Origin of the sequence: Microcoleus sp. Pol8_D6, assembly GCF_036700965.1 — a bacterium.
Taxonomy (GTDB): Bacteria; Cyanobacteriota; Cyanobacteriia; order Cyanobacteriales; family Microcoleaceae; genus Microcoleus.
Window position 1 is genome coordinate 1 of record NZ_JAUBPW010000040.1, and the last position, 21,250, is coordinate 21,250.

Consider the following 21,250-nt stretch of genomic DNA (forward strand, 5'->3'; position numbering starts at 1 on the left):
TAATTTGATTGCCGCACAGAGACAGTGTTGTTAGATTGGTGAGCGAGCCGAGGAAGCTGATGTCGGTAATTTGATTGCCGCACAGAGACAGTGTTGTTAGATTGGTGAGCGAGCCGAGGAAGCTGATGTCGGTAATTTGATTGCCGCACAGAGACAGTGTTGTTAGATTGGTGAGCGAGCCGAGGAAGCTGATGTCGGTAATTTGATTGCCGCACAGAGACAGTGTTGTTAGATTGGTGAGCGAGCCGAGGAAGCTGATGTCGGTAATTTGATTGTAGCTGAGAGACAGTGTGGTCAGATTGGTGAACGAGCCGAGGAATCCGATGTCGGTAATTCTATTGTTGTTGAGATGCAGTTCTGTCATGCTTGAAAGTATCTGCTCCGCTTCTTGTGCGTCATCAGTACCAGCCTTTTTTAAAAACACTTTAACTGTGTGCCTTGCCTCTTGTGAAAGACTGTCAATATGCCTGCACAAGTCGGCCAAGCTGATAAAACTAATTGGCTCGTTTGGTTGTTGTTCTGACATAAAACACTCCGAGATGGGTAATGGGAATACTTTTGACTGTTGACTATTACAAATCGCCCTTGCGTAGCTTCTGTTACTAAATTAAGTTTTCTATTTCAAATCTTCCAGCCTAATCCGAGGAGCGACAGCTTTCAGCAGCAAATCCGCCAACAAGTTCCCCACAGTCAACATCGTCGCACCCATCATCAAAATTGCCATTACTAAATACAAATCTTGATTAATCACTGCCTCCAAATTAAGCTTTTCCAAACCCGGCTAATTAAAGAAATATTCGGCAATAAACGCACCGCTCAACAAACAAGCTTGCCTCAAAACCCAACAGCGTAAGCAACGGATTAACAGCATTCCGCAAAGCATGAATGTAAATTACTCGATCGTCCGGCAAACCTTTCGCCCGTGCTGTTCGGATATAATCTTGACACAACACATCCAAAAATTGTCCGCGCATCAATCTTTGCAAACCAGCAAAACCAGTAAGGCCCAGGGCGACTGTTGGCAAAATTAAGTGCCAGCCGTAATCGAGAATTTGACCCCACATTCGGTAAGTCTACGTGGTCGATAGTTGTCATTCTTCCGATAGGAAACAGAGGCGAAGTATTCTGAGCAAAAAATAGCAGCAGCAACGCTGCGATCGAGCTGGGAAATCCTTGTCCCCTTTAGCTGACTACTTGTAGATATCCATCGCCACAATTATATCAGGTCTGCACGGAAAATTCCTCTGGATCAATATCCCAATTTACCCAGCGAATTGCCTCCCTAGCTGATCTCAGGTTAGGTGGAACTCTCACAGCGTGAATGAATCCCGTGCTTGGACAAGTCATTTTTAGCAAACAAATCGGTTGGGCCTCGATGTTATCTATTTGTAATAGTGCATATTCCTGCCAACTATCTTTTTGTTTTGCTGACAATTCTTGAATGATGCGAGCGTAACCAATTCCTTGAATTAACACTCGCCGAACTTCGGCATTTATTTCTGTTAAAAGCCATTGGGATTGCCATTGATTGGGGTGGAGTTGACCGTATTGTTCAGGCAATCTGACGCCGTGATAAAAGTAAATTTTCCATCCATCCGCAAACTCGATCGCAGGTTCTGCTTCAGCGTGCAAGCGGTTTTGACTGTCAAAACGCAGGTGGCGGGGGCGATCGCACACAAAGCAAATCTTTTCAAAGGGAAATATCCAACCGCAATGCTCGAAAAGCAGCTTTTGGCAGCGAAGTATTTCTTGTGCCTTTTGGGAAAGATTGATGCCTAATGAAGAGATATACCATTGAGTTAAATAGATTTCTTTAAACAAAGTCGTGGGGGTTTCAAGGAATCTCAGGTCGAACAAAAGATCAGAAAAAAAATTCTCCATCGTTCGTTCCGATCGCTCATATTCGTCAACCAATTGCCTCATTAGCGAACTCAGTGTGCTGTCTGCTTCTGGCTCGATTGTCATGCGATCGAGATCATACTTCCACACCCCCGGACTTGCAAATTCTCCCACAAGGGACATCCATTTCCTGTATAGCTTTTTCCCCCATCTATTGCTGTATTCGTCTGAACCGTTTTGTGAATGGTCGTGTTTGAGCAATTTGAAGATTTGGAGATAAACGTCGCGAGGACTGCTGCAAATAATAACGGAGGGTTCTTCTAGGCCAATAGCGGCATAGGCAACTTTGACTGCTTCTGTGGCTTTTTGAGCATCAATTGGGGTAGTCGAGAGAGTAAGACGTTTCTGTGCGAGTTCGCCTAACACGCACAGAGGGGCAATTTCATTGCCGCTGAGATCGACTTTTGTCAGATTGGTGAGCGAGCGCAAGGCACTGATATCGGTAATTTGATTGTTGTCAAGATTCAGTGTTGTCAGAGTGGTGAGCGAGCCGAGGAAGCTGATATCGGTAATTCTATTGCTGTCCAGATTCAGTGTTGTCAGATTGATGAGCGAGCCCAGGGAGCTGATGTCGGTAATGTGATTGTAGCCCAGATTCAGTGTGGTCAGATTGGTGAGCGAGCCGAGGAAGCTGATGTCGGTAATTTGATTGTGCCAGAGATCGAGTTTTGTCAGATTGGTGAGCGAGCCGAGGGAGCTGATGTCGGTAATATGATTGTAGCCCAGATTCAGTGTTGTCAGATTGGTGAGCGAGCCGAGGAAGCTGATGTCGGTAATGTGATTGTAGCCCAGATTCAGTGTTGTCAGAGTGGTGAGCGAGCCGAGGAAGCTGATGTCGGTAATTTGATTGCTGGCCAGATTCAGTGTTGTCAGATTGGTGAGCGAGCCGAGGAAGCTGATGTCGTTAATTAGATTGTAGTTGAGAGACAGTGTGGTCAGATTGGTGAGCGAGCCGAGAAAGCTGATGTCGGCAATTATATTGCTGGCCAGATTCAGTGTGGTCAGATTGGTGAGCGAGCCAAGGAAGCTGAAGTCGTTAATTCTATTGCTGGCCAGATTCAGTGTGGTCAGATTGGTGAGCGAGCCGAGGAAGCTGATGTCGGTAATTTTATTGTAGCTCAGATCCAGTGCTGTCAGATTGGTGAGCCAACTGAGCAAGGTGATGTCGGTAATTTGATTGTAGCCCAGATTCAGTGTTGTCAGATTGGTGAGCCAGCCGAGGAAGGTGATGTCGGTAATTTGATTTTTGCCGAGATAGAGTTTTGTCAGATTGGTGAGCGAGTCGAGGGAGCTGATGTCGGTAATTTGATTGTCGATGAGATCCAGTTCTGTCTTGCGTGAAAGTATCTGCTCCGCTGCTTCAGGGTTATCAGTGCCAGCCTTTTTTAACAACACTTTAACTGTGTACCTTGCCGATTCTGAAAGACTGTCAATATGCCTGCACCAGTCGGCAAAGCTGCTAAAACTCATTGGCTCGTTGGGTTGTTTTTCTGACATAAAACACTCCGAGATGGGTAATAGGGCATGGGGCAGGGGGCATGGATAATGGGAAGACTGTTGACTGTTGACTATTACAAATCGCCCTTGCCGACCTCATACTACTGAATTAAATCTACTATTTCAAATCTTCCAGCTTAATCCGAGGATCGACTGCTTTCAGCAGCAAATCCGCCAACAAATTCCCCACAATCAACATCGTCGCACCCATCATCAAACTGGCCATTACTAAGTACAAATCTTGATTGTTAACAGCCTCCAAAGTCAGCTTTCCCAAACCCGGCCAATTAAAGAAATATTCGGCAATAAACGCACCGCTCAACAAACTAGCAAACTCAAAACCCAATAGCGTAATCAACGGATTAACAGCATTCCGCAAAGCGTGAATGTAAATTACTCGATCGTCCGGCAAACCTTTCGCCCGTGCTGTTCGGATATAATCTTGACGCAGCACGTCTAACAATTGTCCGCGCATCAATCTTTGCAAACCAGCAAAACCAGTAAGGCTGAGGGCGACTGTTGGCAAAATTAAGTGCCAGCCGTAATCGAGGATTTGACCCCACCAAGGTAAGTCTGCGTGGTCAATGCTCGTCATTCCTCCGACGGGGAAAAGAGGCGAAGTATTTTGAGCAAAAAATAGCAGCAGCAACGCTGTGATAAAGCTCGGAAATCCTTGTCCGGTGTAGCTGACTACTTGCAGAACTCGATCAACTGTGCGGTTTTGATTGACGGCGGCGACAATTCCCAAAGGAATCGCGATCGCCCAAGTTACAATCAAAGATGCGATCGCCATCAATAACGTCGCCGGTACCCGTTCCCACAGCAGCGAAGCTACGGATCGCTGATACACAAAACTCGTGCCAAAATTTCCCCGCGTCACAATTTGTTGCAGCCACAGCCAATACTGCACAATAGCTGGTTTATCTAGGCCGAACTGCTGTTCGAGTTGCTTGAGTGTCTCCGGCGAAATCTTCGGATTTTGGCTCAAAGTATCCAAGTAATTGCCCGGTGCTAGCTCAATAATTGCAAAACAAAGCATTGATGCTAAAAATAGAGTTAAAAGTGCCTGCAACAGTCGCTTTACAACATAAGTAAATGTCTCGCTGCCAAACAGAGAATTCAACATTCGCCAATTTCGATTCAATTTAACAGAAGTCATAGGATTTTAGATTTTAGATTTTAGATTTTAGATTTGAAGAATTGTGAATGATATTAATTCCGGTTGCATCGGAATGATTTAACCACAGAGAACGCAGAGATCGCAGAGAAAGAGAAGAGAGAGATGAATAATTCCGATGCAAAGGTCAAGGATATTATTTGTCAGTAGTTTTTATTCAACTGTCAGCAGTCAACAGTCAACTGTCAACTGCCAACAGTTAACTAACTAATACTCCACTAGCGTAACAATTGGCACATCGGGCAATTTCTGCCTGCCACCCAAAGCCTGCAATTCAATGATAAAAGCAAAACCGACAAGCTCGCAGCCAGCTTGTTCCAACAATTTAGCCGTCGCCGCCGCTGTTCCGCCAGTGGCGATTAAATCGTCCACAATCAGCACCCGGCTGCCCGATGTCATCGCATCTTGGTGCATCTCCAGTCGATCGACACCGTACTCTAACTCGTACTCAGCAAAATGAACTGCGCCGGGCAGTTTCCCCGGTTTGCGGACAGGAATAAAACCTATTCCCATTTTATAAGCCAAAGGCGCGCCAAATATAAAGCCCCGCGATTCCATGCCTACCACATAGTCAGCAGACATTGCAGAGCATTTTTCCGCTAAGCTGTCAATGGTGTAGCTGAGCCCTTGCGGGTGGCGCAGCAAAGTTGTAATGTCTCGAAACAGAATTCCCGGCTTTGGGAAATCAGGAATGTCGCGAATCAGAGATTTGAGATCCATAAGCTTGGAGATCGGCGTTGAGGGTAACGAGGCATCAAAAATGGTACAATAATAACGTCAAAATTTAAAAATTAAAAAATAAAAATTAAAACTAAGAGCTTCTTTAATTTTTATTCTTTAATTGCTTAATCCTTTACGTACTATGTAAACAAATGTCATAATTCCCTAACAACAGGGTTGAATATCAACATTTGTCACCCTATGATCTAAAGTCAAAAATCTAATATCTAAAATCCAATGATTAAGTTGGCAGCACGAGTGGGTGAGGTTTCTCCTTCTATAACCTTGGCGATCGCCGCTAAGGCTAAAGCCATGAAGGCCGAAGGGATTGATGTCTGTAGTTTGAGTACGGGAGAACCAGACTTTGATACCCCCGAACACATTAAAGCAGCGGCAAAGCAAGCTTTAGACGCGGGGAAGACTAAGTATGGCCCTGTGTCTGGGGAACCGCTGTTAAAAGCTGCGATCGCCCGCAAACTCCGCGATGACAACAATCTCAACTATCAACCGGAAAATATTATTGTCACCAACGGCGGCAAGCATTCCCTCTACAATCTGATGATGGCTCTGATCGAGCCTGGAGAGGAAGTAATTATTCCTGCTCCCTACTGGCTAAGCTACCCTGAAATGGTGAAACTCGCTAGTGGCAAGCCAGTAATTGTACGGACTGATGCTTCTACAGGATATAAAATTACACCGGAACAACTGAGTGGAGCGATTACTCCCAAAACCAAGTTATTTGTACTGAATTCGCCTTCTAACCCGACGGGAATGGTTTATACTCCGGCGGAAATCAAAGCCTTGGCCGAGGTGATAGTCGATCGAGATATTTTAGTCGTTGCTGACGAGATTTACGAAAAAATTATATATGACGGCGCTCAACACGTCAGTATCGGTTCCCTAGGCAAAGAAATCTTCGATCGCACCCTAATCAGCAGCGGTTTTGCTAAAGCTTACTCGATGACAGGCTGGCGAATCGGTTATTTGGCCGGGCCGATCGAATTAATCAAAGCCACCAGCACCATTCAAGGTCACAGTACCTCAAATGTGTGTACTTTTGCACAGTACGGCGCGATCGCAGCTTTGGAAAGCAGTCAAGAGTCTGTCGAAACAATGCGTCTAGCTTTTGCCGAAAGGCGTCAGGTAATATTTGAATTACTCGATGCTGTCCCTGGAATTAGCTGTATTAAACCAGACGGTGCTTTCTATATGTTTGTCAACATCAGCAAGACGGGAATGAATTCTTTGGAATTTTGCGACGCTTTCTTAGAACAGCAGCAAGTAGCAGTTATTCCGGGGATTGCGTTTGGTGCAGACGACCATATTCGCTTGTCTTACGCTACCGATTTAGGCACAATTAAAAAAGCGGTAGAAAGGCTCGATAAATTTGTCCGCAGCATATAAAAATTAGTCTGTTGACTGTTGACTGTTAACTGTTGACTGTTAACGGTTAACGGTTAACGATTGACTTTTAACTGTTAACTGTTCACAACTGACAACCAACAACTGACTAATAACTAAAGCTGTTTAGTCATAATCTCTTTGAGCAAATCCAGCCCCTTCTTAACTCGCCGAGAAACTGTCACCGCACTGATACCCAAGCGTTCAGCGGTTTCCTTCTGCGTCAAATCGTAGAGAAAAACAAACTCCAATATCTCGCGAGTCCGTTGTTCCAACATAGCCAAAGCTTGCTGTACGCGAATTTGATCCTCTTGCGCCAACTGAAAACTCCGATACTTGCTATCGGGCACCAATTCTCCCAGACAAGTCGCCCCCTCATCTTCATCTTGCATCGGCGCGTCCAAACTTAGAGGCGATCTGTTGAGATGGGCCAACTTAATTTCTTGCCATTCTTGTAAAGAAACCTCAAGGACTGCTGCTACTTCAGCATCCGTAGGTTTGCGGTTTAACTGCACCTGCAACTCCTTGATTGCTACTACTGATTTGCGTTCCAGCGACTGCCAGTGCCGGGGAAATCGCACAGAAGGGCTTTTGTCCCGCAAGTAGTGTTGAATTTCGCCCCGAATGTAGGGAATGGCAAAGGAACTAAAAGCGTGCCCCTTCGCGATATCAAACCGCTCTATCGCCCTGATCAACCCAATACATCCGACTTGCAGTAAATCGTCGTAGCTTTCACCGCACTGGTTGATCCAGTGGTAAACTTCTTTTCTGACCAGTCCAATATTCAGTTTAACTAACTGATTGCGGATTTCATTCGATCCAGAAAGTTGGTACTCGCGCAACAATTGCAAATTTTCGCTTTTTAGCTCGTTCGGCAGTGTGGTAGACATGGTGGCATAAGGGTGGGTAGAGCAGAGGACTGAAGTTGCTTTAGATCTAGTTTCCAATCTAGTCTAAAAAAATTCACTTTTAGGTAGTGTAATCCTAGCACTTAATAGGTGTGATAGCGGACACACCAGTTGAGTTTTCGGTACGTGGACGGATTTAGCGGGATTCTCCGCATTTTTTCGGCATAAGGCAGACTTTTACCAGGTAGAACGCCTTCGACCGTATCCCCAATTTAACCAGGTTTTTTGAAAAAAATATTATAAGCTGAAAGCGGTTTGAATACAATACTTTAATTAATAAAAAATCCCAACTTCATAACTTGCGAATGACCACTATTCAATCATAAATTTAGTCATTAGTCAACAGTCCTAAGTTATGTTGCTCAAGACTGTTGGCTAATGAAGGGCGAGCAGGAGCTTTATGGCTAGAAACTGCTCAAGTTCGATCGATCCAGAAAGCCAATTTTATGACACAGAAGGCTCAATGCGAGCGTAAAACAAACCCCGAATTTTCACGTCCAGAGCCGGTCTAGCTCCCAAATCAGTATCAGAAGGCTGCGTGCTCTCAAAAATCCCGCCAACTTCGCCAGTGGCGCTGTTGACTTTAGCAACTTGGAGAGAAATTTTGCCGGCCTTAGTGCGAGTGTCAGCCACCTTAACATTAGCCCGCACGCGTTTGGAATTATCAGAAGCCGGAAGCGCTACAGCATTGTCATAGCCAGTCGATACCCCGCGAGCTTTAGGGTCTAAAAAGCCTGCGCTGCGGTAAGAAGGAACGTTAAACTCCCCTCGCAAATCGGTGGAAGTATTGATAGCAACTACTCCCGGTTCGGAACTGGCCACTAGCTGTTTAATGGTAAACAAGAAAGGTACTTGCTCTCCGCCCGGTAACTGAATCGTAATAGCTTGAAAATCTAAGCCGTCTTCTTCTGTGAAAGTCAGAGTGCCGTCAGTACCGACCTTGAGCGTACCTTGAACTTGGTCAATGCTCGACGTGAACCGTGTCAGCAATTTACCAGGCACAAATTCCGCTTCTTGGCGTTTGTTTGCTGGTTCTTCCTTCACAAAATAAGTTGTGGGCTGCAAACACAAACCAGTCAGTTTATAGGTGGCGCCCGCTTCGATGGGGATCGAGCCCCGAGAAGTTTCTGCCAAGCTAGGGCAGTTATTAGCCAAGCCAGTACCTCTAATCTGGTCGTAGGTGAGCAACTCGGTAGTTGCCACCGTCGTGTCAGAAGCAGAAGAACAAGCAACCAGCGCACTCATGCAAAAAGCTAAAAGTGCAACAATTAAAGCACGATATTTCATTGCCAACCTCAATATCCAACATCGGATTATATTAAGAAAAAGCCCTAGTTCGAGCAAAATATAATTGCCCGCCGGCAGGCTAGGCCAGCGCTTAGGGTAGCATTTAGATCCTGATCCCTCGCTTCACCGAGACCGGCATTGACTCAAAAAATCAAGCTAGTGCGCCGTGAAAATAAGCATGAACTTATGATTTCTCAATCATGTTCGGATCACAGCCCAATACACATGGTACGACGGGTTGTGCTCTTTTCCTGACTTGGACTGCAAATTAATATTGCTTAAGTCAACCTACTTAAGTTACTTTGCTTATGACCCCGAATGGCGATCGCGACTAGCTCGATTAGTCGATTGACCAAAAGGCTGGGGACAAAGGCCTTGTAGATTTCAAAGGAAGCAGCAGTATGGACAACGGCAAAGATTTAGAGTCAGAAAAGTTGCAGTCTCAAATGCAATCAGTGACAGAGGCGATTCGGACTTTAGCCGAAAGTTGTCAGGGAGACAGTCTGCTGCTTTTGGCCCTGCTGCGGAGGCTGGAAGCTTCGCACCGGGAAATTCGGGACGGTTTGTTTCAAGCGTCTTTTCCCGACAACCGCCAAGCACTTTACAAACTGCTCAGGAATATTGAAGCCAATGGCGGCTGGCCTTACATCCACCGCATGAAACTTCGATCGCTCTTGGGGTACAGCCAACAATTATCTCCCTTAGAAGATTCTCCAGCCGAGTCGCCAGAAGACTCGGCCGAAACTCCCCAGGACGTTAAATAGTTTTGAGTGATGAGTTTAGTGGGTTTTACATTAACTCATAACTCATCACTGAGCGGCGCGATCGCACCTAAAGCCCGTAAGGTGTAGGAACAGGTGTAGGAACAGGTATCGGGTTCGGCACCGCCGTCGGGAATATCGGCGTCTGGCCCGGCATTGGCAATAGTCCGGGAGTCGGAGGGATCGAACTAATTGATAGCAGAGGCGAATCAGGCACGCTAACAGTCGGCGGAATCGGAATCCTCGCAGCAGTCGGCGTGGGAGTCGGAGTTGGTGCTGCTGTGGGAGTCGGAGTCGGCGTCGGCGTGGGAGTCGGAGTCGGTGCTGCTGTGGGAGTCGGAGTCGGTGCTGCTGTGGGAGTCGGCGTCGGCGTGGGAGTCGGCGTCGCTGGTTCCGTGAGAGTCGGCGTCGCTTCTTCCGTGGGAGTTGGAGTCGGTGCTTCCGTGGGAGTTGGAGTCGGTGCTTCCGTGGGAGTTGGAGGCGGAGTTGGAAGTGATTCTGTAGTTGAAGTTTGAGGTTGAGCTGGATCTGTAATTGTGCTTGTAACTGTAGTTGTAGTTGTAGTGGTAATGGTGGTTGGCCTGGGAGTAGCCGTCCCAGTCACAGCGATAAAATCATTCGCTTCGATCAGCGCCGCCGGAGTGTCGATCAAAATTGCTAAAAGCTTGCCGTCGAGCGTCGTAATTACTGTATCCCTGACATTGGCACCGTTACCTTGCCGAACTTGCAGTTGAGCGAAAGATAAATTGCTCGGCAGTCCAAAGAAATCCTCTGTGTCATTGTAATCAGTAATTAAAGCCAGACTGCCAGGCCCGGCTCCCAATCCAAAAACATCGCTGCCGCTGCCGCCAGTCAGAGTATCCGAACCCTCGCCTCCGATTAAAGAATCATTACCCTCTGCTCCAAATAAATTGTCATTGCCGAAACCGCCCAAAATTGTATCGTCGCCGATACCTCCAGCCAAGGAGTCATCGCCAAAACCACCGTCGATACCATCATTACCTTTGCCACCAAACAGAAAGTCATTACCTTCATCTCCCAGTACCGAGTCGTCGGCTTCATCGCCGCGAAGGGTATCGGAACCGGTGCCGCCAAAAACTGTATCGTCAGCCTTGCCGCCGAATATCTGGTCATTACCAGCGTCTCCGAAGAGCGAATCGTTGTCGGCATTGCCGTACAAAGTGTCGTCACCGTCGCCGCCGGTCAAATAATCGTTGCCCTCAGCGCCCAACATTTGATCTCTACCACTGCCGCCGTTGAGAGAATCGTTCCCCGCATTCCCGTAGAGAAAGTCGTCATCAGCATTCCCGAACACGGAATCGTCGCCGTCATTCCCTGTGAGGGTGTCGTTGCCAGTACCGCCGGCAATCACATCAAAGCCTCCGTTGCCAAAAACTAAGTCGTCCCCTGCATCTCCCAACACGCTGTCTATCCCGTCGTTGCCTTCGAGGATGTCGTTGCCTAAACCGCCACGAATCGAGTCGTCGCCGTTCCCGCCGGAAGCAAAATCGCGGCCTTGGTTGCCAATAAGTTCGTCATTTCCTTCACCGCCAATCAGCGAATCTGATCCGTCACCTCCAAGAAGCTGGTCGTTGCCGCCGTCGCCCTCTAGGGTGTCATCTCCTCCCGCACCCAGGAGCGAATCATCGCCATCTAAGGCGCGAATTCGATCGCTCAGCGGAGTTCCTAGAATAAAGTCGTTGCTGTCTGTGCCGATCAGGTTTGCCATAGGGGATACACCGGTCCTCAATAAAATAAATTGTTTGAAATTATGTTAATCGCCTTCGTGACAAGGGATTGCTGCTTGCCTAGGTTAGCATAATTGAGATTTTGGCAATCTGGCGAAGGGGCGCTGGAAGTTTTGCTCGTGTCCGCAATTGCGATCGGGGCTGGTATAATGCCCGATCGGCAATCTAATTTAGTTATTCTGGATTTTTTCAAATACAAATTAGTCGATCGCACTCAAGGAAGTCAAACTAGACAAACAAAATGAAAAATGAATAACCTTTTTCATTAGTCAACAGTCATTAGTCATTAGTCAACAGTCAACTTTTATTCAGTAACAGGTAACACTATCTCAAATTCACTCCCTCCCCCCAAAATAGAATTGACATTAATTATTCCGCCGTGGGTTTCGACTACAATCTGGCGGGCTATCGCCAATCCTAAACCCGTGCCTTTTCCTACTGCCTTCGTGGTGAATAGATGGTCAAAAATCCGCTGTTTTACTGCTTCAGTCATACCCGCACCGTTATCGGCAATCTGAATTTTGATATGTCGATCACCCGACTGACTGGTACGAACTGTGATACAGTGTGGATTTGCTTTAATTGCCTCCAAACTGCGTCCTTGGTTTGATTCTTCTAGGGCATCGATCGCGTTAGCAAGCAGGTTCATAAAGACTTGGTTCAGTTGACCAGGAAAGCATTCGATAGGGGGGAGATTGCCGTAGTCTGTGACGACTTCGATCGCAGGATGGTGTTCGTTGGCTTTGAGCCGGTGTTTCAAAATCAAGATAGTGCTGTCAATGCCCTCATGGATATTAAACGGAACTTTGTAGTCTTTATCGGCTCTGGAGAAGGTGCGGAGGCTGGTGCTAATGCCGCGAATGCGATCGCACCCCACTTTCATCGACAACAGCATCTTGGGCAAATCTTCTAAGGCATACTCTAAATCAATATCCTCAGCATCTTCTTCAATTTCTTCGCCTGGAGCGGGCAGTTTTTCTTGATATAACTTTAAGTGACCAATCAAATCTTTAATCGTGGTCGTTGCTTCCTCAATATTGCCGCTAATAAAGCCGACAGGATTATTGATTTCGTGGGCTATTCCTGTGACTAGATTGCCCAACGTGGACATTTTTTCGCTTTGTACGATCTGTAACTGTGCTTGCTGCAAATCAAAGAGCGATCGCTCTAATTCTTGTGCATAAGTTTGAGATTGTTGGTACAATCGAGCATTTTGTATAGAGATAGCCGCTTGGGCGCACAAAAGTTGAATAACTTCAGTGCGATCTTTTGTAAATGCACCAATTGTCAAGTTATTTTCTAGATATAGCAACCCGATTAATTTACCCTGATTTAAAATGGGCGCGCACAGCACACTTTTGGGCTTTTCCTGCATCAAATACGGATCGGCAATAAAATCGTTTTGTACGGCGGCATTATCCAAAACGACAGTTTTCCAAGTCCGCTTAACATAGTTGACCACAGCAGGGGGAAACTCGTCGCTGGCTGACAGCGGTACAGATATTGAGATGACATCTTGATTGAAGGAGGCTACAGCTTCGATGGTGAGATTCCCATCCTTCATCAATAGCAGAACTGCTTTTTTTGCCCCGGCATTTTCCATCACGACAGACATCAATCCAGCCAGCAATTTTTCTAATTTAATTTCACTCGATAGAGTTTGGGAAGCTTTAAGAATAGCCGCGAAATCGAGGGTTTCGTAAATATTGTTGCTGCTCGAGAGAATTGTTTGGAATCTTTGAGGTAAAATTGACGATTTATTGATTGGGTGGAGGCGGGTTTCGCAGATTAAACAACGATTTTCTCTGGCCTGCAATATGGGAGCAAGAAGTTGGGGATACCGTTTTTCTAAGTCATCGATTTTGGCTTTCGCACCCCAGCGAGCATAACAGTAGTAGGCTTCTTGCATATAAGCTTGCGCCACTTTTTCTTTACCCCAGTTGAGGTAGAATTTAGCTGCTAGTTCGTTAGCGAGAGCTTCTTCTTGGATGTATTCGTTTTCTTGCGCTCCAGAAATGGCGCGATCGTACATTTCGATAGCTTCTGCCCTCTGTCTGGTAACTCGGTATCTCTCTGCTTCTACCAACTGCCACTTATGCAAATAATTCATGGGGGCGTGTTCTGCCCAATGCTGCAACGAAGTTTGATTTTGCTGAACTCGTTGCCGCTGCGTTTCTAACTGAGTCTCGGACTCAGGAGTGGCAAGGGCTATGAGTGAGTCATAGAAATATAAACCAGCTTCGGAAGCAGTTCCTACGCTTCCCGCTATATACTGTCTTGCTCGATCGATATCTGCTGCGGCCCCAGCAATCTCTCCCAGCAGGAATCTCAACGTTGCCCTGTACAGATAGAAGATGCAGAGTCGGTAAAAATCGTTAGAGGCAAAGGACTGAGAAACCAGCTTCTCCTCATAACCTTCCTGTTCAAAGGAAATCTCCAAGTTGTTTGGATTACCCAATAAAAACATCGTTGCTTCCCAAAAAACCGAACAATAATTTGCCGTCGTTAGTTGGTTGAGGTCGAGTAATTGCTGACGGTATGCCCGAATTTGGGGTTCAAGTTCTGCCAAAGGTTGACCGCACCAGTAGGCATTTATACAAAATGCCTGCCCACCATACCCGACAAACTCTAGATTGCCTGTTTCTAATCCGGCTTGATAGCCTGCCTGAATAATGGGGATGGTATCCCGCAAATGCGATTTGCGATGGTACAAACAGAGTCCGATGACAGAAAAAGTTTCAGAACGAATATTTTTGGCATCCGCAACCCTCGCAAGACGATAAGCTAATCGGCCAAACCGATCGGCTACCGTCACATCTTGTAGAAAGTGGTTGAGAAAAATGCCATAACAACTATAGCTATAAGCTGAACTACGACTGTTGCCATATTGGATAGATAAATTTACCTGTAAGGCAGTCACCAGTGCAAACAAAGACGAACCGACCAGATAACAAGCTGACACCATACTTGCCGCCACTTGCATCGTGGCCAGCTTTTCGGGGTTTACCATCGCTGGCAGATCGAATAACTCTTCAATCGGTCGATAGCCGATCGAGCAATTAATTTCCTGCACTGCTTGCTGAATATCTTCTGCTGTAGGGCGATCGGGCAATTCAACTCCTAATTCTTTGAGACTCAACAAACCGATAGCAATTGCTTCTAAAAACTTGTTCTGGGACGATAATGCCTGAATTTTGACGATGTAAACGCTCACTCGCTCAAGGGGAGTTCTGGTATGATGAATCACAGTGTCAATCCACTGATTCATCTGGTCAAAATCACCACACAGTGAAGCCACTTCGGCGGCTATGTCGTGCAAGTTCAAGGTCATCTCGTACTGTCGTTGCCAAGCGCTCTCTCCAAGCAAATTTAGCCCAATCGCAGCATACTCGCGAGCAGCTTGATAAGCAGTAGCGTTTCTGGCTTTGCGGCAAGCCGTGAGGTTGAGTTGTGCCAGATCGGATCGTTGTGTTTGGTATTCAATCAGCGCAATACCATAATTCAACTGATTAACGACGGAAAAAATTTGCTCTTCTATAGCTGCGGGTGAAATTTGCTGGATCAGCAATTGTCCAATCTGATAGTGAGCGCGCGATCGCTCTTGTTCGGGAATTAAAGAATAGGCAGCTTGCTGAACGCGATCGTGCAAAAACTTGTAATTTACCACCTCCGAATTTTCGGTCTCTTCCCGTCTTTCTCGCCCCATATAAAACTTATAAATTTCACTTTCAGGCAAGATTAACCCCTCTTGCAAAGCCTTCCACAAATCCGCCGCCGTTTCCGTTTCCAATTGCTCGGAAACAACTGCCAAAGTCCCCAAATCAAAGTGATTCCCAACACAAGCAGCCAACTTCAACACATTCTGAGTCGCGGGCGGCAATTTTTGCAACTGCAACGCCATAAACTCGACCACATCATCCGTCAGCGCTGCCTCCCGAACTCGCACAATATCGCACTGCCAATAACCAGCAAGCCGATCAAACTCAATCAGCCCATCCTGATGCAGTGCTTTGAGAAACTGGGTTGCAAAAAAGGGATTTCCCTGGGTTTTTTGTGCCACCAACTCCGCCAACGGTATTGCCCAAGATGGATCACAATTGAGCGTATCAGCAACCAAATGGTTTAGACTTGTTGAACTCAACGGTTCCAGGGTAATAGTATTCACCGTTGCCCCACCTTTGACCACTGCATCCAGTGTCAGCATCAACGGATGTGCTGCCAATACTTCATTATCTCGGTAGGCACCAATTACTAATAAATAGCCGGTTTCCGACTCGGTAACCAGCAGTTGCATTAACCGCAGCGAGGCGGAATCTGCCCACTGCAAATCATCCAAAAACATCACCAGGGGATGTTCGGGCTTTGTGAACACCTTAATAAAGTTTTGAAACAGCAAATTAAACCGATTTTGTGCCGCAGTTCCTGATAATTCCAGTGGGGGTGGTTGTTCCCCAATAATTCTTTCGAGTTCGGGAATTACTTCAATAATGACTTGACCGTTATCGCCCAGTGCTTGGAATATTTGAGTTTGCCAATTTTCCAACCTCTCGTCACTTTCGCTCAGCAATTGTCCGATTAAGTCTCGAAATGCTTGGACAAAAGCTGAGAAAGGAATATTGCGGTTGAATTGGTCGAATTTACCTTTGATGAAATAGCCGCGCTGGCGGACAATTGGTTTGTGAACTTCATTCACAATTGCAGTTTTCCCAATCCCCGAAAAACCAGCTACTAGCATCATTTCAGTTGTGCCACTACTGACGCGATCAAAGGCTTCGAGTAGGGTTTTTACTTCTGTTGCGCGACCGTAGAGTTTTTCTGGTATAATGAATCGATCGCCAACATCCCTCTGCGCGATCGCAAAACTCTTTATCCTCCCGCTTTCTTCAAGTTGCTTCAAACAAAATTCTAAATCGAATTTCAGTCCCAACGCACTCTGATAGCGGTCTTCGGCATTTTTGCCCATTAATTTGCTGACAATCTCCGAGAGTACAGGCGGGATTTCTGGATTGATTTCATGCAGTGATGGTGGTTGCTTGGCAATATGACAGTGTACTAATTCCATCACATCGTTGGATTGAAACGGCAATCGTCCCGCCAGCAATTCGTAAAAAGTCACGCCCAAAGAATAAAAGTCACTGCGGTAGTCAATGCCGCGATTCATCCTTCCCGTTTGTTCAGGAGACAAATAGCCGAGTGTCCCTTCCAGCAGGTTAGGATTCATCAAGGTTTGAGTTTCCCTTGGTAACAAAGATGCAATACTAAAGTCAATGAGTTTGACTTGTTTTGTTTGGGGATGAATTAAAATATTGGCGGGTTTAACGTCTTTGTGAATTATCCGGTGGCGGTAGAGTATATCTAATATATTGCTCAGGTCGATCGCCACTTGGAAAAACTCGATCAGAGTCGGCCCCGTTTCTCCTTGTTCCCTCCATTCCTTCAGAGAAATTCCCCCAAAGTCTTCCATTACCAACGCATAGCTGTTGTGGTAGGTTTCCAAGCTGTAGGTTTCGATGATTCCGGGCAAGTTGAGGTTTTTGGCGATCGTGTACTGATTACGAAATTGCACGAGTTCGCTGAAGCTAGGATACTTACTCCGCAAGACTTTGATGGCGACGGGCTGTTTGTCGTCAATACGGAAAGCTCGATAAACTAGGGTGCGAGTTCCTGAGTAAATGCGATCGAGAATTTGATAACCTGTCAATCTAAAATTTATACTTGGCATACTTTTATTCTTCCCGTCCTCAGCGGGCTATTTCCACATTAGCAGAAGCCAATACTCTTTCCCTGTCCAGTGATTGTTAAATTAATATGACATAGAGCGCTCAAAAATTGTGATGGGGATCACTGAAATAATACACTTTTTAAACTTACCAAATGCTATTTTTAGTAAAAATTAAATAGCCTCATCCATAGGGGAATAGTGAATAATAAACTAACGCAGCCGATGCCGATCGCAGTTACGGCTAATTCGCGATCGAGATTGAAAGCTTCTGCCAGCAATGTAGTACCAAAAGCAGGAGGCATTGCCATTTGCAGCACTAGCACAAGTCGCGGCGCGCCCGCGATGCCAAAAAACGTTAATCCCGTGCCAATTACCAAGGGAATTAACAACATTTTAATCGCCAGACAAGCCAAAACTTGTTTGAGGTTGTGCAAGGAATTCAACTTGCTCAACTGCATCCCGATCGTAATTAAAGCTAAAGTAATTACAGTCCAAGCGCCTGTTGTTAACAATTCTGCGATAGGTGGCGACAGCGGCAAGCTGCGCGAGACAAATCCTACAGCAAAAGCCCACAGTGCTGGATTCTGAAAAATTGCCCGCAGTGGGCTTAACCAACTCTGAGTGTGATCGCTTTTACCGCAGTGAGAAGCAATAGCAACTCCCAGTATATTCATTCCCACGGTAGTGCCTAGCAAGTCGTAAAACAACGCCCAGGCAAAGTGTTCCGAACCTAATAAGGACAAGGTGACGGGAATCCCTAAAAAACCCGTATTACCAACCATCGTTGCCAATAAAAAGCTGCCTTGAGTGGGCAAACTCCAAGCGGTGTTGTGTTCCGGGCTATTTTGGGCGATCGGATTAAGAGTCTTGAAACGTTCCTCGCCGACACCGAAATTTATCAAAATCCAAGCGAGTCCTCCACCTGCTAGAATTGCCACCCAAGCTATCAGCGGCGCCATCCAAATAGCGCCAGACAAATTGGCGCGGCGGATAAAAGCAACAATGCTCAATGGCGTGCCAAAAAAGAAAAGAAACTTGGCTAAATATGTAGAATAGCTTCTCGGTAGCAGGCGGCCGAGAATAAATCCGAACGCTACCCATCCGATCAGATTTAGATAAAGTTTGAGCAGCGGATTTTCTAAATAAAGCATGATTGACTAAATATTTACTAAATATTTACGCACATCCACTACTTTTGCCAAAACAGCCCACATTTACCCTACCGCCGCAGTTTTCCCTTGCAGCGCAGCGCTAAATATTAATGGTTATTCAACCTCGCAGATAATTTTCCACACAGCCCTTGACATCCACAGAAGCGCGTGTCATGATGAAGTTGATGAATAAATCAACATAGGTGACAACTATGGCACGGCAAGCAAAACAATCGTCTCAAGTCAAAAGTTCCAGCAGCCAAGCAGCCTCGAATACTCGCACCAAATTTACCCTCTACAATTTTGCCGGAAACGCAAAGGCTTTCTATCTAGTCGATCGCATTAATTTAGAAAGAAAGCCCGGCGATATCCCAGAAAAATCCGTCGCTCACAGCATCATCATCATCGACCGTTCCGGCTCAATGTATTATGACTTAGAACCGCTGAAAGAAACCCTAATCAAGCTTTTGACCTTAGACGAATACAACAATTACCAGCTAATTGTCAGCCTGATTTCCTATGCTAGCAAGGGGGACGTAATTTGTCACTTCCAGCGAATTCCCATTCAAGAAGTGCTGAAGTTTGACTCTCAATACATCAAAGAAATTCAAAAAATCCACACGGCTGGCTGTACCTGCATATCGCAGTCGATGCAACTCGCTAAATCTCTGGTTAAAGCCGGAGAAATGACAGCGATCAATTTGCACACAGACGGCTATGCAAATGACCCAAGTGCCAATTCGGAAGCTGCCAAACTAGGGGAAATTTGCGAAGAACTCAAAGACATGGATGTGTTTGCCAACACGATATCCTATGCCTCTGCTGACTTCAAACTTCTCTCCAAAATCGCCAACACATTATCGGGAAATTGCATCCGCGCTGGCGAAGTCAAAATGGTTTATGATGCTCTTTACGACAGCACAAAACTGTTAGGCAGTTCGGTGGCACCTCCGCTGGAAGAACCGTTAATTAAGGAATACGATTATCAAGTTTTTGTTTCCAAAAGCGGCCAGAAAATCAACGGTTCATCGAGCACGCTGAAAATCTGCGGGCTGAAAGTAGAGGATCGGGGATTGTTTTACAAATATCAGAAAATCGCCAAAGATGAGTATGACAAACTAGATGTTCCCGTTGCTCAAACTGATGAGTCGGTGTTTGCTTTTGCGAAAGCTAACCTGGCTGACGGCAATTTAAATACGGCTAAGTATGCGCTGGCGAGCACCTTCGATGCTACTTTGACGGAAAAACACGCGAAAGCTTTGACAAATGCCCAAATAGCGGAGTTTACGGAAGATTTGGAACAGGCTGTTTTTGCGCCTGATGTGTTGAAAAATCATGAAATTGGCGATCGGGTAAAAGTCAGCGATAAAATTTCCCTGCTGGAGTTAATCAAGATATTGGAGGAAAACAGCAACAGCATCATCATCAACTTGAAACACTTGCAAGAAAATTATCAGCGAAAAGGTTTGAAGCGAATTGAAGGAAAGCGAGACGAAAACGGCAACCTTGTCAAGCCTTGGCTGAAAACAGAATTCTTAGATGGTGGCGAATACGTGCAAATGGGTTCATTTGCCATCAATCAAAATACCGCTACCATCAATATGCTGATTACCCGAAAAGCTAAGTTGGTAAAAGTTGAGGATGAAACTTTAATCGCAGAAGTGGCGGGAATTCTAGTTACAGACCTCAATACTTTCAACAATTATACCATTGTCAGCGACGGCGAAGTTAATATTAAGTCGCTGCGAACCAAAATCAGCAGCAAACCAGTGTTTGATTTGCTCAAAAAATGCGGTGTCCTTGAAAAAGACGGTTCGCCTGTGCAAGAATTTGACTTCCGTTCAGAGTACGATATAAAGTTAGAGACTTTGCCCCTCGTGCCTTTTGACGGGCGTTACGGCAGCCTTGACGGAGTGTTTGAGGAACTCGCAGAAATCAAAATTCTCTCTAGCATCCTCTCGGCTCATTTGAAGGAGGAATCCGAGGCTTACACTGCGGAACAATTGGAAGAATTGAAACAGCATTATCTGTCAAAAAGCCTTTACATCAACTTTCCGACGACGACGGAATACACAGATTTAAAAAGTGCGATCGCCAACGGTTCAGTAGATTCGCGAGTCAGCTACAAAATCGACATCGGCAGCAAAAACATCCTCAACTTCGGCAAATTGCACTCTGCCAACAAATTTCTCGATCGCCTTTATGAGGTTTACCACAAAAACACGGGCGAAAAGCTAGCAAAACCGACATTTGACATCACGTTAGATGAGCCTGTTGTCTTCGCACACAAAACGCTGTCATCCCGAACAAAAATCACCAAAGTTGACGACTTGATGAAACTGATTTTCGATGAGTTTTTAGGGTTGGAGGATAACGGAATTGTTAGCGCTACTTTAGCCAAAGTGGGTGCAGATAGTTTGCTGCGCCTTTTGCAAGCGAAATGGCAGGGAGAAGATGTCAAGCGAGACGAATTTGTCGCTGCGTTAGCTAATGCCAACGAGCGACTGGAAGCTTATGCTGAAAAAGTGTACAGGGAAAAAGTTTCACCGCTGGTTTTCTATATCGGTTCTACCGGACTTATCCCGGATGAAATGGAGGCCAAAGCGGCGACTGCTGAGGAAATTAATTCTAAATACGGCAACTTGCAATTTTCTAAAGATGAGCAAGAGGGGATGTTTTTTGAAGTCGGCGACTGCATTATTAGCGTGTATGCTAAGAATGAGTATTTCACGGTAGGGAAGTAGGAATTAGGGTGGGCAATATTTGCCCACCTTGGTTAAATATGGCGGATTGAAATGAACCGCAAAGGCGCAGCGGTGGCGACTAGGAAATAGGTAGATGGGACAAGTGTTAGGTTGCCAAGACGAAAGGAGAGAGCGGAATCGTTCGGGTTTGTAACTTTCCTTTGGTGTTGCCTTTCCAAACCCTGGTTTGAGGTGAATAGTCGGCGGTTCCTATGCTGATAGGTTCGGATATCCG

At 45.9% G+C, this 21,250-nt stretch carries 12 protein-coding genes and 3 pseudogenes; 4 read left to right on the forward strand and 11 right to left on the reverse strand.

What is annotated here, in order from left to right; genetic code table 11:
* From QUA10_RS16845 to QUA10_RS16865, 6 genes and pseudogenes are all read right to left on the reverse strand, one after another.
* Window positions 1–526: leucine-rich repeat domain-containing protein (locus QUA10_RS16845; RefSeq protein WP_333086315.1), on the reverse strand; the 526-nt coding region annotated here is incomplete at its 3' end.
* A 90-nt stretch (window positions 527–616) separates the two neighbouring features.
* Window positions 617–1,179: pseudogene (locus QUA10_RS16850) on the reverse strand (ABC transporter permease); the annotation flags it as partial.
* A 42-nt stretch (window positions 1,180–1,221) separates the two neighbouring features.
* Window positions 1,222–1,788 (reverse strand): annotated as a pseudogene (locus QUA10_RS29135) (DUF6745 domain-containing protein); the annotation flags it as partial.
* Window positions 1,789–2,283: 495 nt separating this feature from the next.
* A pseudogene (locus tag QUA10_RS29140) lies at window positions 2,284–3,396 on the reverse strand (leucine-rich repeat domain-containing protein); the annotation flags it as partial.
* A 118-nt stretch (window positions 3,397–3,514) separates the two neighbouring features.
* Complete coding sequence (locus QUA10_RS16860) at window positions 3,515–4,555, reverse strand: ABC transporter permease (protein WP_333086316.1); 1,041 nt, start codon at window positions 4,553–4,555, stop codon at window positions 3,515–3,517.
* A gap of 225 nt (window positions 4,556–4,780) precedes the next feature.
* Window positions 4,781–5,293, reverse strand: coding sequence for an adenine phosphoribosyltransferase (locus QUA10_RS16865; RefSeq protein ID WP_333081619.1), 513 nt, complete (start codon window positions 5,291–5,293; stop codon window positions 4,781–4,783).
* Between the two features lie 237 nt (window positions 5,294–5,530).
* Here QUA10_RS16865 and QUA10_RS16870 point away from each other — a divergent pair, with 237 nt between their 5' ends.
* The gene (locus tag QUA10_RS16870) at window positions 5,531–6,697 is read left to right on the forward strand and encodes a pyridoxal phosphate-dependent aminotransferase (protein WP_333081618.1); all 1,167 of its coding nucleotides are present in this window, start codon (window positions 5,531–5,533) and stop codon (window positions 6,695–6,697) included.
* Between the two features lie 113 nt (window positions 6,698–6,810).
* Here QUA10_RS16870 and QUA10_RS16875 read toward each other — a convergent pair whose 3' ends face one another.
* Both QUA10_RS16875 and QUA10_RS16880 read right to left on the reverse strand, forming a co-directional pair.
* Complete coding sequence (locus tag QUA10_RS16875; RefSeq protein ID WP_333081617.1) at window positions 6,811–7,584, reverse strand: RNA polymerase sigma factor SigF; 774 nt, start codon at window positions 7,582–7,584, stop codon at window positions 6,811–6,813.
* A 462-nt stretch (window positions 7,585–8,046) separates the two neighbouring features.
* A complete protein-coding gene (locus QUA10_RS16880; protein ID WP_333053687.1) occupies window positions 8,047–8,889 on the reverse strand; it encodes a photosystem II manganese-stabilizing polypeptide in 843 nt (280 codons plus the stop codon).
* 401 nt (window positions 8,890–9,290) lie between these two features.
* On the opposite strand from QUA10_RS16880, the gene QUA10_RS16885 reads away from it, so the two are divergent.
* Window positions 9,291–9,653 (forward strand): hypothetical protein, encoded by a 363-nt coding sequence (locus QUA10_RS16885; protein ID WP_333081616.1) that lies wholly within the window; start codon window positions 9,291–9,293, stop codon window positions 9,651–9,653.
* A 67-nt stretch (window positions 9,654–9,720) separates the two neighbouring features.
* Here QUA10_RS16885 and QUA10_RS16890 read toward each other — a convergent pair whose 3' ends face one another.
* Window positions 9,721–11,379, reverse strand: a complete 1,659-nt coding sequence (locus tag QUA10_RS16890) for a calcium-binding protein (protein WP_333081615.1) — start codon at window positions 11,377–11,379, stop codon at window positions 9,721–9,723.
* 93 nt (window positions 11,380–11,472) lie between these two features.
* On the opposite strand from QUA10_RS16890, the gene QUA10_RS16895 reads away from it, so the two are divergent.
* Entirely contained in the window at window positions 11,473–11,643 is a 171-nt protein-coding gene (locus QUA10_RS16895; RefSeq protein WP_333081614.1) for a hypothetical protein, read from the forward strand.
* A gap of 59 nt (window positions 11,644–11,702) precedes the next feature.
* On the opposite strand, the gene QUA10_RS16900 is transcribed toward QUA10_RS16895, so the two are convergent.
* Both QUA10_RS16900 and QUA10_RS16905 read right to left on the reverse strand, forming a co-directional pair.
* A complete protein-coding gene (locus QUA10_RS16900) occupies window positions 11,703–17,120 on the reverse strand; it encodes an AAA family ATPase (protein ID WP_333081613.1) in 5,418 nt (1,805 codons plus the stop codon).
* Between the two features lie 161 nt (window positions 17,121–17,281).
* The gene (locus QUA10_RS16905) at window positions 17,282–18,271 is read right to left on the reverse strand and encodes an AEC family transporter (protein ID WP_333081612.1); all 990 of its coding nucleotides are present in this window, start codon (window positions 18,269–18,271) and stop codon (window positions 17,282–17,284) included.
* A gap of 212 nt (window positions 18,272–18,483) precedes the next feature.
* On the opposite strand from QUA10_RS16905, the gene QUA10_RS16910 reads away from it, so the two are divergent.
* Window positions 18,484–21,015, forward strand: coding sequence for a vWA domain-containing protein (locus QUA10_RS16910; RefSeq protein WP_333081611.1), 2,532 nt, complete (start codon window positions 18,484–18,486; stop codon window positions 21,013–21,015).
* Window positions 21,016–21,250 lie beyond the last annotated feature (235 nt).

Excerpts from the sequence above, each read along its gene's own strand:
- QUA10_RS16890 (WP_333081615.1), bottom strand. The coding sequence starts at position 11,379 with ATGGCAAACCTGATCGGCACAGACAGCAACGACTTTATTCTAGGAACT.
- QUA10_RS16870 (WP_333081618.1), top strand. The coding sequence starts at position 5,531 with ATGATTAAGTTGGCAGCACGAGTGGGTGAGGTTTCTCCTTCTATAACC.
- QUA10_RS16900 (WP_333081613.1), bottom strand. The coding sequence starts at position 17,120 with ATGCCAAGTATAAATTTTAGATTGACAGGTTATCAAATTCTCGATCGC.
- QUA10_RS16880 (WP_333053687.1), bottom strand. The coding sequence starts at position 8,889 with ATGAAATATCGTGCTTTAATTGTTGCACTTTTAGCTTTTTGCATGAGT.
- QUA10_RS16905 (WP_333081612.1), bottom strand. The coding sequence starts at position 18,271 with ATGCTTTATTTAGAAAATCCGCTGCTCAAACTTTATCTAAATCTGATC.
- QUA10_RS16885 (WP_333081616.1), top strand. The coding sequence starts at position 9,291 with ATGGACAACGGCAAAGATTTAGAGTCAGAAAAGTTGCAGTCTCAAATG.
- QUA10_RS16875 (WP_333081617.1), bottom strand. The coding sequence starts at position 7,584 with ATGTCTACCACACTGCCGAACGAGCTAAAAAGCGAAAATTTGCAATTG.
- QUA10_RS16910 (WP_333081611.1), top strand. The coding sequence starts at position 18,484 with ATGGCACGGCAAGCAAAACAATCGTCTCAAGTCAAAAGTTCCAGCAGC.
- QUA10_RS16865 (WP_333081619.1), bottom strand. The coding sequence starts at position 5,293 with ATGGATCTCAAATCTCTGATTCGCGACATTCCTGATTTCCCAAAGCCG.
- QUA10_RS16860 (WP_333086316.1), bottom strand. The coding sequence starts at position 4,555 with ATGACTTCTGTTAAATTGAATCGAAATTGGCGAATGTTGAATTCTCTG.